The sequence below is a fragment of the Paenibacillus lacisoli genome (genome assembly GCF_030580655.1).
Lineage (GTDB): Bacteria > Bacillota > Bacilli > Paenibacillales > Paenibacillaceae > Paenibacillus > Paenibacillus lacisoli.
Genome location: NZ_JAUQTB010000001.1, coordinates 1 through 13,875, shown reverse-complemented (window position 1 = coordinate 13,875; position 13,875 = coordinate 1). Strand labels below are relative to the sequence as shown.

Annotated in this window: 14 protein-coding genes; 8 read left to right on the top strand and 6 right to left on the bottom strand. The window is 42.9% G+C overall.

All coding sequences use genetic code 11. The features are described from left to right. Positions 1-135: 135 nt before the first annotated feature. The 5 genes from Q5741_RS00065 to Q5741_RS00045 form a co-directional block, all read right to left on the bottom strand. Positions 136-1,326 (bottom strand): MFS transporter, encoded by a 1,191-nt coding sequence (locus Q5741_RS00065; RefSeq protein WP_305022002.1) that lies wholly within the window; start codon positions 1,324-1,326, stop codon positions 136-138. Positions 1,327-1,456: 130 nt separating this feature from the next. Next, positions 1,457-1,759 (bottom strand): ArsR/SmtB family transcription factor, encoded by a 303-nt coding sequence (locus Q5741_RS00060; RefSeq protein ID WP_305022694.1) that lies wholly within the window; start codon positions 1,757-1,759, stop codon positions 1,457-1,459. 1,086 nt (positions 1,760-2,845) lie between these two features. After that, a complete protein-coding gene (locus tag Q5741_RS00055) occupies positions 2,846-3,556 on the bottom strand; it encodes a hypothetical protein (RefSeq protein ID WP_305022001.1) in 711 nt (236 codons plus the stop codon). 113 nt (positions 3,557-3,669) lie between these two features. Then, positions 3,670-5,016, bottom strand: coding sequence for a sensor histidine kinase (locus Q5741_RS00050; protein ID WP_305022000.1), 1,347 nt, complete (start codon positions 5,014-5,016; stop codon positions 3,670-3,672). A gap of 71 nt (positions 5,017-5,087) precedes the next feature. Then, positions 5,088-5,795, bottom strand: coding sequence for a response regulator transcription factor (locus tag Q5741_RS00045; protein WP_305021999.1), 708 nt, complete (start codon positions 5,793-5,795; stop codon positions 5,088-5,090). A 237-nt stretch (positions 5,796-6,032) separates the two neighbouring features. Here Q5741_RS00045 and Q5741_RS00040 point away from each other — a divergent pair, with 237 nt between their 5' ends. Then, positions 6,033-7,589, top strand: coding sequence for a glycine betaine uptake BCCT transporter (locus Q5741_RS00040; protein ID WP_305021998.1), 1,557 nt, complete (start codon positions 6,033-6,035; stop codon positions 7,587-7,589). A gap of 179 nt (positions 7,590-7,768) precedes the next feature. On the opposite strand, the gene Q5741_RS00035 is transcribed toward Q5741_RS00040, so the two are convergent. Then, positions 7,769-8,530: a pentapeptide repeat-containing protein gene (locus tag Q5741_RS00035; RefSeq protein WP_305021997.1), complete on the bottom strand. Its 762-nt coding sequence runs from the start codon at positions 8,528-8,530 to the stop codon at positions 7,769-7,771. A 673-nt stretch (positions 8,531-9,203) separates the two neighbouring features. On the opposite strand from Q5741_RS00035, the gene Q5741_RS00030 reads away from it, so the two are divergent. From Q5741_RS00030 to Q5741_RS00005, 7 genes are all read left to right on the top strand, one after another. Next, the gene (locus Q5741_RS00030; protein ID WP_305021996.1) at positions 9,204-9,770 is read left to right on the top strand and encodes a class I SAM-dependent methyltransferase; all 567 of its coding nucleotides are present in this window, start codon (positions 9,204-9,206) and stop codon (positions 9,768-9,770) included. A gap of 87 nt (positions 9,771-9,857) precedes the next feature. Further along, positions 9,858-10,541, top strand: coding sequence for a response regulator transcription factor (locus Q5741_RS00025; protein ID WP_305021995.1), 684 nt, complete (start codon positions 9,858-9,860; stop codon positions 10,539-10,541). 49 nt (positions 10,542-10,590) lie between these two features. Beyond that, complete coding sequence (locus Q5741_RS21585) at positions 10,591-10,911, top strand: HAMP domain-containing protein (protein WP_345784141.1); 321 nt, start codon at positions 10,591-10,593, stop codon at positions 10,909-10,911. 21 nt (positions 10,912-10,932) lie between these two features. After that, on the top strand, positions 10,933-11,607 hold the full coding sequence (locus tag Q5741_RS00020) for a sensor histidine kinase (RefSeq protein WP_345784140.1): 675 nt from the start codon (positions 10,933-10,935) through the stop codon (positions 11,605-11,607). Between the two features lie 85 nt (positions 11,608-11,692). Next, complete coding sequence (locus Q5741_RS00015) at positions 11,693-12,337, top strand: phosphatase PAP2 family protein (protein ID WP_305021994.1); 645 nt, start codon at positions 11,693-11,695, stop codon at positions 12,335-12,337. Positions 12,338-12,605: 268 nt separating this feature from the next. Then, complete coding sequence (locus Q5741_RS00010) at positions 12,606-13,121, top strand: DedA family protein (protein ID WP_305021993.1); 516 nt, start codon at positions 12,606-12,608, stop codon at positions 13,119-13,121. A 20-nt stretch (positions 13,122-13,141) separates the two neighbouring features. Next, complete coding sequence (locus Q5741_RS00005) at positions 13,142-13,717, top strand: class I SAM-dependent methyltransferase (RefSeq protein ID WP_305021992.1); 576 nt, start codon at positions 13,142-13,144, stop codon at positions 13,715-13,717. Positions 13,718-13,875 lie beyond the last annotated feature (158 nt).

The window sequence follows — 13,875 nt, the reverse complement described above, 5'->3', positions numbered from 1 at the left end:
ATTAGATCAAATGTTATTTAGCTACAGAAGGCAGCCGATCGTGTTCGGCTGCCTTCTTGCCTTTTATTATTGTGTACCTACTCCCGATAGCTCAATGAATAAAGGTCCCTCAACTTTGGCTGATTGTACGTCACTTTAATTGATGTTAAACTCTTCGGCACCCTTACTGCCGGAACTCATTCGCATCTTCAGCAACAACACCATCATGATAGCAATGGCGACTCCAGCGATCCCTACCCATGTGATCGAAGACAAGGATACCCGGTTGACCATAATACCCCCGATTCCAGCTCCCGCAGCCATCGATAATTGCATCATGGATTGGTTCAGACTTAGCATGATACCAGAATAATTCGGCTCAATTTGAACCAGATTGAATTGCTGCGTTGGTCCGGATGACCAAGCTGCAAACGACCATAAGATTAGGAGGATAACAATCGGCTGCCATGAGTGCGTATAGGTAACTGTCAGAGAGAGCAGCAGCAGTGTTACAACGTGCAAGAGCATTCCTCCGGACAAAGTTGGGAATACTCCCCATCGATCCGTACTGAATCCGCCGAATTTGGATCCGACCAGGCTAGCGATGCCGAACGCCAATAGCACTCCGCTCAGCATTCCTTCTTGTAAACCGGCAACATCAAGTAGATACGGCGAAAGATAGGTGTAGGCAATTGAGTATCCGCCGAGCCAGAAAAAGGTGATGGCAAGTCCTAGCGCTACGTTTCCGTTTTTCAGGAAGTTAAGCTGCTTTGACAACGGAACTGGCTTATCCCCTTGAACCTGAGGGATGGCCGCAAGCAGAACGAACACAGCCGCCAGACCCGCCAGTGCCAAGATACCAAAAACACTCTTCCATCCAAATTGTGCTGCAGCAATACGTCCAAGAGGCACGCCGATAATTAAGGAAGCCGTGAATCCCATCACCACAGTGGCAATCGCGCTGGCTTGTTTACCTGGGGCTGCGATTTTCGCGGCAATGTCCAAAGCAGTTACCACGACCATTCCTGCTCCTATAGCCATGATGACTCGAGCTGAGACAAACGACGAGTAACCAGGAGAAACGAATGATAACAAATTCCCAACTACGAAGATGCCTAGCGCCATAATTAAGAGTTTTTTTCGATCCGTCTTTGCTGTCAACGCCATGAGTATAGGGGTACCTATAGCATATACAAAGGAAAAAATGGTGACCAACTGCCCTGCAGATGCAACAGAAATGTGCATGGAATCCGCAATCTTATCCAAGATACCGGAAATAACGTACTCCGATGTGCCTACCAAAAAAGTAACCAAAGCTAAGAAATAGACTTTCCATGTGTTAGACAAGGTTTCACTTCCCTTATATAATTATTCGTTGTTAGTAAAAGGATCCATCGCTTTAAACAATTACATATCTAGATATGTCGATATGAAGTGCGAATAAAAAACTGAATACGTCTAAAGTATTCAGCTTATATTAGAGATTCAGCTTGAAATAAGCAGCCAACTCTTTGATCTTCTCTTCATTTCGTTTGTAGTACGTATATTTGCCAATTCGCTCGGTTTGAATAAGTCCGGCTCGTTGAAGGATAGACAAATACTGCGAAGCCGTCGACTGTGTCATATTCAACTTATCCGTGACTTGACTAACGCACACCCCGATTTTCCTCATATCCACTCCTTCATGGGGCACAAAATGGTTTTCGGGCTCCTTGAGCCACTGTAAAATTTGCAACCTCGACTCATTAGACAATGCTTTGAACACTTCAATTGGATCCATACCCATATTATATTCACATTTTCCGATATGTCAATTATTGTGATTGGTTAAACCATTTAGTTTCGTGTAAATTCAGCAGGTGTATGAGTTTACCTTTCTTCGCGTAAGTTGTTCCATAACCATGTATAAACAACAGCGTCAAAAATTCAATTTTTTCAGATTGTCTGCAACCAGCTCTTCACCACGGCTCTATTTCGATACAATTTCCTCCTGGACCCGAACCCATTCCGTTTGACACCACTTACATAAATTGTCCTTTCCTTCGTATTGCGGATGATCAAATAACGAGCAAATTCGAATATTTTCTTTAGAGCGTCGATTGTTTTATTAATTAACTTTCCTTGAACAAGTCCGGTCATTTCAGAATAACATTTTTCTTTGAAGCACCATTTCTATACATCAAGATTTCTTGGCGGTTCACATGATGCGCCGTATCTTTTGGAATGCCATTGAGGATAAATCAATAGCAGAGCATGCGTTAATACAGAGTGAGCTCGAATGGGTCATTGTAAGGGCATCCGTGCTTCAACCTAAGGTACTTTAAAATATACAGCGGGCCCATTAGCTCGTATAAATCCTCTCGGAGCACTTCCCTTTGCAGACTGTGCCGACTGCCCAGTACGGTCTGCGGCTCATGAGCCTGAGTGGATCAGGCAAATTGTTAATGTTGGACGTTGACATCGGTTTCATACATCAATCGAAATGTTTCAATTATCACTCCGTGTTTTATGTAAAGAAGCGTCATCAACTCACCATCACGGCACTTCTTCCTGCAATATGGTGACCAACGGTCAATCAGCTATCTTCACCCTACCTCACCGCGTTAGATATGTATACTCTTAAAGCTTAGATCATTAATCGGTAACAAGCAGCCTAGCTGTTAACATTCAGTAACCGATAAAATAGGCATCCTGCTAAGGTTTTAAAAAATCTTTCAAACACACCTGAGTCGTTCTTCCATCATTTTAGCGTAATGAAATTTCTTAGCGTGGTGAAATTTCGCATCTATAATCGCAATCAAAAAGGAAGGGCATCTGCCTCTCCTTTTTAATATTCATTCCATTCTAAATCACCGATCACGAAATATTAATCCAGAAGGCTGTAAATCTGAATGCTCTTCACTTTGGCATCCTTGATATGAAACGACATCACATCCACATAATTGGATGGCTCGAAACGGAAGTCATCCTCCTCATCAGGGGCTCCATCCCCAAGCAGTTTACCCTCAGGGTAGGCGTTTTTGAGTGTATCCAGGCTGTCTCCTGCTTTAACGTTTCGCACTGTCGCGTACTTAGGATCTGTCATTTCGATATGAAAGATGGAGTCTTGTTTCCCGTCCGGTATACTGATTGTTTTGATCTCAAGGCCAGGATACGTATAAACCTTTTCTGTAAAACCAATTAACGTATCCATGTTTGTTCCATCGTCGGCACTGTACGTATGTGATTTCAGATTATCCGGTTTGCCCAGCATCTGTTCGATCTGATCTTCATTCGCTGTATCCGAAATCGCAATGGTGTGCTTATTATAGACAAAAGCAAGCTCCTTCAGCACCACATTGCCTTGCTTCTCTATCGAACCTTCCTTAATAGCTTCAGCACGCTGTCCTTCCGAATCTTCTGAAGCAGGCGCAGTAGAATTGGATTCACCTTTGGCCTGTTGGTCGGGCGTGTTTTTTTCAGATGAGTTCTGCGCTGCTTCTGGCGGCTTGGCACCCTTGGACTGACAGCCCGTCAGTGCCATCGTTAGTAAAATACTCAGCAGGATAGCTGCTGCAGCTTTGTTTATCATTTTCATCATGATCCCTCCATAATTGTGTGATTTCTTCTTATGAAGTGATTGTATAAAAAGCATTTGTTCGTCTCATAACAGAATTGTATCGATCTTGTAACGTTAACTATTACGCGTGCTTACGCACGGGGTAATACAATCGTAACGGTCGTTCCTTCCCAGATTTCACTTTCCATGTCGATATATCCATTAAACCGCTCTACAATCTCTTTGCATATCGAAAGTCCAAGACCAGAACCATTCGCTGTGCTTGCATTTTTCGCCCGGTAAAACCGTTCCTGTACTCTCTCTAACTCATCGCCCGCGATACCGATCCCTTGATCACAGATCCGTATAACTACCTCGCTTGGCGTATGTTCCAGCTTCAATTCGATTAGCGATGGACTGCTTGAATATTTGATGGCATTGTCCACAAGGTTAGCGATCGCATGGGACATGAGCATAGGATTCACGCAGGCGTAGATTTTCGTCAGAAGCATCTCCCCCGCTACCGCCTCTCTGAACCTAATCTCGATTCCTTTACTTTTGGCCTTGGCACCCACGCTCGCTGTGACTTGCTGAATCAGATCGTTCATTTCCGTCTTTTCGACTTCCAGTTCGTTAGAACCAGCCTTGTCGAATCGGGATAGCAGCAACAGTTCATGAATCAAGCGCGTCAGCCGATCCGATTCCTGCAGCAGATGAGCATAGATTTTTTGCAGCTCCTTGTTCTCGTTCTCCCCTTCAACCAAGTATTGAGAGAAACCACGAATGGCTGCCAAGGGTGTTTTTAACTCGTGAGATACGTTGGAGACAAATTGTTTCTGGTACTGAATGTAATCATGAAGCTGACGCCCCATGGAATCGAGCCCATCTGCCAGCATGCCCAGCTCATCCTTCCGGTTCAGATGAACTCTCCGAAACTCCTGTCTGGAGAAACTTTGCGCAGCGCCAAGCAATAGCTTAATCGGCTTGGTTGTGCTGCGGGCAATCCACAGACTGGATAACGTAATCAGTACAATAAATCCGCCTGCACCCGCAAACAGAATATAACGGATTTGATCCATGATCCGATAAAAGTAAGAAATGTCCTCCACGAACTCATACACATAAGCGTTTTGGTAATATTGATCCTGAATGGGAGTGGCAAAATAAAGCAGATGATCTTCCGTAACGGTGTAGGCATAACTGCCGCTCAAGGCCTTTTCAATATTTTTTTCAAAAATAAGAGGTTTGCCATTATTAATGATGATGCCATCCACAGCGAGGCCCAGAAACTGCTTGGAGCTGTCATAGATACGTACTTCCTTGCCTGAAGCTTTCAGCTTCTCCAGAGCAAGGCTGACGATTTCTTTTGTCTGCGGCTCTCCTGTCGATGATCTGTACTGTGCTAACACCTCACGGAAGGACAATTCAGACAGATCCGCCTTCTCCATCATCTGTTTTTCAATAGTAATGAAGCTGTAGTAATCGATGGCTTTATTCACCGCAAAAATGATGATCCCAAAGGACAGCACGGAAAAAAATAAATAATTCAGCAGTAACCGGGTCGCATACTTCAGGCTTCTCCACCTCCAAGTTGATAGCCAAATCCATAGATCGTCCTGACATACTTCGGTTCGTCCACGTTATCCTCCAGCTTCTTCCGTAATCGCATGATAGTCATATCCACACTGCGGCTGTCTCCCATAAAATCATATCCCCAACCGATCTGCAGCAGCTCATCCCGGGTAAAAATTTTGTCAGGCCTTTTAAGTAACGTTTTCAGAATTTTAAACTCTTTGGCCGTTAAAGTTACGGGTACACCGTTTTTCAGCACCCTTCGGCTTTCCAGATCAAAGTCCAGCTCTTCATGAATGATGCGTGTAGATTTCACTTCTGTTCCTTCGCTGGATTCCTCCCTGCTCTCGTTTCTTCTCAGAATCACCTTGATCCGAGCGAGCAATTCACGATTGTCAAAGGGTTTGGTCATGTAATCTTCCGCCCCTAGTTCTAGTCCGAGCACCTTATCGATGACCTCATTTTTGGCAGAAAGCATGATCACAGGAACGGCACGTTTCCCGGTGATTTCCTTGCACAGATCATATCCGGAGCAGTCCGGCAGCATCAAGTCAAGCACCACCAGGTCCGGCCCAAAAGCATCCAGCAGCTGCAGGGCAGCTTTACCGTTCTCGGCCGATTGAACGACGTAGTTTTCTCTTCTCAGTACGAGCTCAATTAAATCTCTGATTGCGACTTCATCGTCAATGACAAGTATTTTCTTCACTGTGCACCCCTTCTCGCCTTGTTTCCCAGCTTTAATCATCAATTACCCTCATCATATATCCGTTTACAAGCATGATACGCAATCTATTATTCTGGCAAAAAAAAGAAAACGGATAGGTGTTTCATTTCTAGTCGGTTTGTTTTATTTTATCAACAGCTGGCATTCTGAAATATTACAAGATGGACTAGTACATACTAAGGAAAAGTTGGCTAAAGCTTACATAAAGGAGGTCTCTTCATGGTATTTACAATAACAATTATCATCGTTGCACTGTTTGCAATATGGGGAGCCTTTGCTCCTGATCAGCTGGCGAGCGTGGCTAACATTGCCTACAACTTCTCTATTCAGAATTTTGGCTGGTTTTATTTGCTGGCGACATTGTTCTTCCTGATCTTCGCTTTCTATCTGGCGTTCAGCCGATTTGGTGTTATCAGGCTGGGGGATGACGATGATGAACCGGAATATTCTACGATTTCCTGGCTGTCCATGCTCTTTAGCGCGGGTATGGGCATTGGACTGGTTTTCTGGGGCGTGGCTGAACCGCTGTCTCACTTTTTGTCTGCTCCAGAGGGAGCACAAGCCGGTACAACACAGGCAGCCAGGCTTTCAATGCGGTATTCCTTTTTCCATTGGGGACTGCATCCTTGGGCGATCTATACGGTCATCGGTTTAGCGCTTGCTTACTTCCAATTCCGGAAAGGCTATAAAGGGCTCATCAGTTCCACTTTTATTCCTCTGATCGGTGAGCGTCTTGCTGCAGGATGGCTCGGCAAAATCATTGATATTCTGGCAGTTATAGCGACCATCTTCGGTGTAGCTACTTCCCTTGGACTGGGTGCACTTCAGATCGGCGGAGGTCTCAATTACTTATTCGGAATTCCTAACTCGACGTTGTCGCAGATTGTAATTATCTCAATTGTAACTGTACTGTTTTTGATCTCGGCAACCACTGGGCTGGATAAAGGTATTAAGATTCTGAGCAACACCAACCTCGTTATAGCAGTGCTATTGATGCTGTTTGTATTGGTGACTGGCCCGACTTCTTTTATATTTGACACATTCACGACGACCTTGGGCAGTTACATGCAAAATATTATTAACATGAGCTTGAGATTGACGCCTTTTTCAAGAGAAACCTGGATAGGAGCATGGACGTTATTCTACTGGGCATGGTGGATCGCGTGGGCTCCTTTTGTCGGGACCTTTATCGCAAGGGTATCCAGAGGGAGAACCATCAAGGAATTTGTCATTTACGTCATGATTATTCCGAGCCTGTTCGGATTTATCTGGTTCTCGGTCTTTGGCGGAACAGGACTTCATCTGGAAATGTTCAATGCTGCCCATCTGGCGGAAGCCGTTAAGGAAGATACGACAACCGCTCTATTCCTTACACTGGAGCAGCTGCCTTTGGGCACGATTATAGCGTTTATCGCTACACTACTGATCATGACCTTCTTTATTACGTCGGCTGATTCGGCTACCTTTGTGCTGGGCATGCTGACTTCAGATGGCAAGCTGGATCCGAGTACAAGAGTGAAATTAACCTGGGGAATCATGCAGTCATCGATTGCGGTAGTACTGCTGATCAGCGGGGGATTGAACGGCCTCCAGACGGCCTCCATAGTTGCCGCACTGCCGTTCGCTGTTGTCCTCATCGTTATGTGTGTGTCCCTGCTAAAGGCACTGCAGGCTGAGGACAGAGAGCGCCGGCAGAAGGAAAAACGGCAGCGCCAAAAGTTGAAACGACTGCTGGAGGAACAAGAAAACTCACAAAGTGAAGTTCCCGGCACGTAATGTATATTTGATCTTTATGGAGATGGTACCTGCCTTCAGGCGGGTGCCCTTTTTTCTATTTTCCAATTATCTTAACGCTGTTACTGGATTAGTTCTCCCACATTTTTAGAGCAATCGAATTACCCAAGCAACAAGCACTGGCTTCCCGTCGTTGTCCTTTATCATTTCTATTGTTAGGCTTACGCGTTGTCACATTCCAGACTACTGAAAAATCGCTCCACCAAAACATCACCATATATCTTCTTCATATGAACCGTGTTAAAAATATATTGTTCCACATGCTCAAGCTTGCGCAGACCGCGTAGTAGTACTTTCCGATCATCGTCAGATAGATTGGGGGCGTCGTCTATCTTCGTCAAAGCCTTTTTCACGCGTGCGGATACCTGTTCGACATACACATGGTTTTTAGATTTTGGCGGAATACATTGCGTCAGGTCGCAGCCCACAAAACGAACACCGTCAAGGATGCAGTTTTCAAAATTAGCGATGAGCTTTTGCTTGCCATTTCCCTCGAACGTAATATCCACTAGCTTGCCGGTAAAGGAGCAATTGACGATATTCGCCGCTTGTAGAATCCGGTCATTGAATCCACATTTATCAAAAGTACAGTCGATAAACGCAGCATTCTCCAAGGTCATCCCTCTCATATCACAGGAGGAGAATTCGCAATTGTTAAATACAGCTTCGTCCCTGGCAATGCCAACAGAGCGCAAGTCGGAACGAATAAATGTACAATGATCAATCGTACTACCGGCAAAAAATCTCGCATTCGTAAGATCGCAGCTATCAAAAACAAGATGATGCAGGTTGCAGCTGGAAAATATAGGTGAACCAACATTCGAGTTGATTATGGTTGTTCCACTTATCGTTTCGTGTTCATACCTGACAATATCTGAAAATGATTCGTTGTCTACGGACATACCAGACTCAAGTCTTCTCATATCTATCACCTTATCCTTTCTTTCAGAATCTTTTACAATGATGATCCCCTTATTTTGGTTTCTAACCTGATTCTACATCCATTCATGGATTTGATTGCTTATAAATAGAATCTCGTTCTCATAGTGGGCCAAGTGTCCCTCATCAATCATTTTTTGAAAAGCAACATTTCCTTCGGCAGCACCATTTCTTAACTTATCGCACATTGTAGTCAATCTTTGAATGATCCACTTCGGCAGATCATCAGAGACGGGAGTTCCGTATGATTCAAAAAACAATTGAATACGTCGGCAGCGCTCTATAGCGTGGAGATCTGCTTGGTACTCAACCGTTCTTCCTGAAGAATAGTCAGGCGAGAAACTGCTAAGCGAGACCGATGTACCTCACCCTTCTTATTTTGTTGGTTCTTTCATTTTCTTCATTATAGAACACTGAAATTTCTTTAGAAATTCTTTAGAATTTTCCTCCTTAATTCCTCAGATGTTTTTATTACTATGTTCATATCCAAACTATGAATGCGAATTTTAGATAAAAAGCTCATTCTTATTCAGCTAGTAAAATAATAGGTTGCCTATGGCTATTTAATTAGCCTCCTCTCTTTTTGCTTCGCTTGCTAACGGCCATTTCGGTTTCCTATTACAGGAAGACTTTTTAAGACATATAGGGGGAACATAAATGACGATCAAGGAAAATCTGCTTTTTCTGCAAGGATTCTTTAAACATCCCAAACGGGTCGGTAACATCATACCCAGCTCTACATTTCTGTCGGCAAAAATGGTTCAGCCTATCCCTTGGCATGAAGTTAAGACTGTGGCAGAACTAGGGTCAGGAACAGGTGCCATTACCAGGTACATTCAAGCACAGCTAACTGGGCCAACGAAAGTATTCTTGTTTGAAAGAGACAAGCACATGAGATTCAGCCTGAAATATGAGTTTCCAGAGTATATCTTGCATTCGAACGCCTCTTACCTGGTAAAAAAGCTGAAACAAGAAGGTATTCGTCAGCTGGATTGTATTATCTGCGGATTGCCATTTTTTAATTTTTCGAGTGAAATGCGAGAGTACTTTCTCCATCAAATACGCACGGCACTCAAACCAGGAGGAACCTTCATTGCTTATCAATACTCCCTTCAAATGAAAAGGCACTTCGCTAAAGATTTTATAATCGAAAATATCGATTTTGTACCATTTAACTTCCCCCCTGCATTTGTATATACCTGCCGCAAAAGGGAGACGCTCTAATTAAAATGACTCTTCAGCCGATTTCATTATACAATTACACTAGCCTCTCTACGCTCAGCCTGTATCTCAAAGAAAGAGGAGACATTGATGAATAATATACTAGTTGTAGATGATGATTCAGAGATTCGAGATGTTATACACGTATATCTACGAAACGAAGGTTTTAAAGTTATTGAGGCTGCAGATGGTCTTGAAGCTCTAGAAATATTAAAAGTAATCTCCGTTCAGCTCATTATCCTGGATGTCATGATGCCGCGGATGGATGGTATTCAGGCCTGTCTGAAAATAAGGGAAATCTCTAGCACGCCCATCATTATGCTGTCGGCCAAGGAAGAAGACATTGATAAAATTACGGGCCTTACGACCGGAGCGGACGATTACATGGTTAAGCCATTTAATCCTTTAGAATTGCTTGCACGAGTCAAAGCTCAGCTGCGGCGGCAATCATTAATGGGTAAGGAAGACTCCCGCTCCTTGATCATCAATAAAGATCTCATTATTGATAAGAGCAAGCATTCGGCTACGTTGAAGGGCAACTCAATTTCTCTCACCCCCCTTGAGTTCTCCATCTTAGAGCTGCTAGCAAGCCATCCTGGACAAGTATTCAGCTCGGAGAAGATCTATGAGAGCGTGTGGAAAGAGCCGTATGGATATTCAGACAATACCGTTATGGTTCATATCCGTAATTTACGGGAAAAGATTGAGGACCTTCCAAGACAGCCGCAGTATATCAAAACGGTTTGGGGAGTTGGCTACAAAATTGAAGAATAAGCTTTCGAGGTTAAAAAGAAAAACAAACATTCAGCTGTATATGCTATTCATGTTTATTGTCAGCATCCCTGTTTCATGGCTTCTGACATCCCTGATTCGTTATGTCTTAATGAAAGTAGAACAATATACTGGATTGCGCACTCCTTTTCTTGTAAATGTTATTATCCTATTCGGTTCGTATATTTTATCTTTTTTTGTTCTGACAAGGCGAGTTGTAACGGATTTGAGGACCATGGAACGGGGACTTGAAATTATTTCTGAAGGCAATCTGAACCATCGAGTGTCCCTCAAGCGGAAGGATGAACTTGGCAGGGTCGCCTTGAACATCAACTTGATGGCCGAACGCTTACAGAAGCAGATGGCAAAGTAACGTGAAATCGAACAATCCAAGATGGAATTAATCACGGGTATCTCTCACGACTTACGCACGCCATTAACAAGTATTATTGGTTATATTGAACTTTTAAAAAGCAATTCCTTTCAGAATGAAGAAGAATATCAGCGCTTTGTACAAAATGCTTATCATCGAGCAGTTCATTTAAAAGAAATGCTCGATGATTTATTTGAGTATACCCGTTTGACTTCTAATGAGACCCTCTTAAAGCTGCAGAGGATTGATATATCCCAACTTCTTAATCAATTACTTTTTGAATTCGAACCCATTGCGAACGAAAATAATATTTTAATTGAGAAAAGGATTAAAGATTCTCCTGTTATAGCTCTTGTAGATAGTGAAAAAATGGTTAGGGCCATTGATAATCTGCTCATGAATGCCCTGAAGTATTCTATAAAGCCAGGAACAGTTCAAGTTATTATGAAAACAAATGAGAAGCAACTTATGATACAGGTCGAAAATAAAGGGAATCCCCTTACACCTGAGCAAGTAAGCAAAATTTTTGAACGTTTTTATAAAGTTGACCATTCACGGACTAGCGAAGGCATTCAGAGCGGAGCTGGACTAGGTCTTTCTATTGCTAGAAATATTGTCGAGCTGCATGGAGGAAACTTGGATTTTAACCATGTTGACAACTCCTTCCAATTCACGTTTTCACTCCCTCTATCTTAAGAATTTCTTAGGAGTATTCCTCTGAAGTTCTTAAGATCTTATCTCTAAGATGGATATATCTTAAAGTCCATAAGGAGTTGGAAACTTGAATTATTCGTCATCTACTAAATCAGCATGGATCTCCCTGCTCTGGCTTGCAGCAGTTCCCCTATTAAATATTTTCTATGGTGTGTTAAATCGGCTTAAAGATCATGTCTATAGTTTTGCCATAAGCCTTGATCAGATGCTGCCGTTCGTCCCATTTTTTATCATCTTCTATGCATTATGGTACCCGTTTGTTACTGCTGCCTTAATAGCACTAGCATTTAAAAATAGAAATGTCTATTTTCAAACGCTGATCGGGCTCTGCGGCGGCCTAGTGATTTCCTATATCTGCTTCGCTCTTTTTCAGTCAACCATTGAACGCCCGAACATTGCGAATGAAAAAGGTCTTCTTTACTGGATGGTCGACTTCATCTACAGCACGGATCGTCCCTATAACTGCTTTCCAAGCATTCATGTGCTATCCAGCTACTTGATCCTCAGAGGAACAAGTGTATTTGGATCGATGAAATGGGCGATAGCTTCTATGATCTCCACTCTTATTATTGTGTCTACCTTACTAGTGAAGCAGCACGTACTCGTTGATGTTGCAGGTGGCATTCTAGTCGGGGAGGTATGCTTCCGTCTGGCCGGCGTAGTGCTTCATTTGAGCTCGTCTCGCGGTCAAAATAAGCCCAAGCCAATATGACCTTTATACATTTCCCAATAGCGAGTACTACACTGGTTTGTTGTATTTAGGTTATATTGAAGCATTCTACTGCTTCTCATATCACGATTCTGCTGCATCATTCATAATTAAAGTTTCCTTCAAGTCTTGCCAACTCTCATGTAGGCAAGGCTTTTTTGATGCAGACGGATACTTGCTGTAATCTTTAGACTTTCTTCAGAAATATACTCATAAGTTCTTTAGTTTTTTTCATTATGCTTACTCTATCAATAAGAGATGAGGTCAAGAAATGAATACGATCATAGAGCTGTTTGATCATTATGGTTATCTGATTTTTTATCTTGCCTTCTCGCTGGGGCCCTTTGGTATTCCGGTGCCCAATGAAATCACCATTATTAGTGGTGCTATTTTGAGTAGTACCGGTGTCATTGATCCATGGATCACCTACTTATGTATTCTCTCGGGATTACTAACGGCTATTACTGTGGCCTATGTTGCAGGAAACTTATCCGGGCCAAAGTTAAAACAAAAATTTCAACATCGTAAGCACTTCAATAAGGCTGAGTCGATTCTAAATACTCGCGGCAATGAGGCCATATGTATCGGTTTATTCATTCCAGTCGTGCGATATGTACTTCCCTTGGTCATTGGGCTGAGCGGCCAAGATTTCAGAAGATTTGCTATCATTTCATACGCTTCTGCCTTCCTGTGGACGATAACGTATTTTGCGGCAGGTAGTTACTTGGGTTACCCCCTTCTGACCAAGCTTCAATTTTTAGCTGGCAATTTGCTTGATATCCTATAACCCACTTGGAGGAAACTAAAATGAGTTCCAATGAATATATGTTATTTTTGAAAAGCTTTCTTCGTAACCCTAAGAACGTAGGAAGTATCATACCCAGCTCCCGATTTCTAGCTCGAAAAATGGTGGATCAAGCACCTTGGCCAGAGATGGAAGCTGTCGCCGAGCTCGGATCAGGTACAGGTGCCATCACACGTTTTATTTATAACCAGGTTCAAGATTCGACTAAAGTGTTATTATTTGAGATGGACGAGACGATGAGAACGAATCTCCAGGCCTCTTATTCAACTCATTCCAACTTCTCCTGCTACCCCAATGCCACGCAATTAGTGAAGAATATGAAGTGGGAAGGCATTCAGCAGTTGGACTGTATTTTTAGCGGGTTGCCTTTCTTTAACTTTGAACTCGAATTTAGGGAAATATTAGTAGACCAAATTTATAAGGCACTCAAGCCTGGAGGATTATTCATCGCATTTCAATATTCACTTCAAATGAAAAAGGCACTCTCCAAATATTTTACTATTGAGAAAATAGACTGGGTGCCTTTAAATACCCCGCCTGCATTCGTTTATGTTTGTCGTAAAAAGGAAACGATGTAAACCTGGCGTATTATGTCCGCTAACTATCAACAGTCAGTCAATAAAATACAATAAGCCGCCAAAGCCTGATATTATCCCCTTTAAGTAGACAGTGTGTAAAAAGCGCACTAATGTTTACTTGGAGGGGATTTTTCATGGGCGAAATACGGAAGACATAT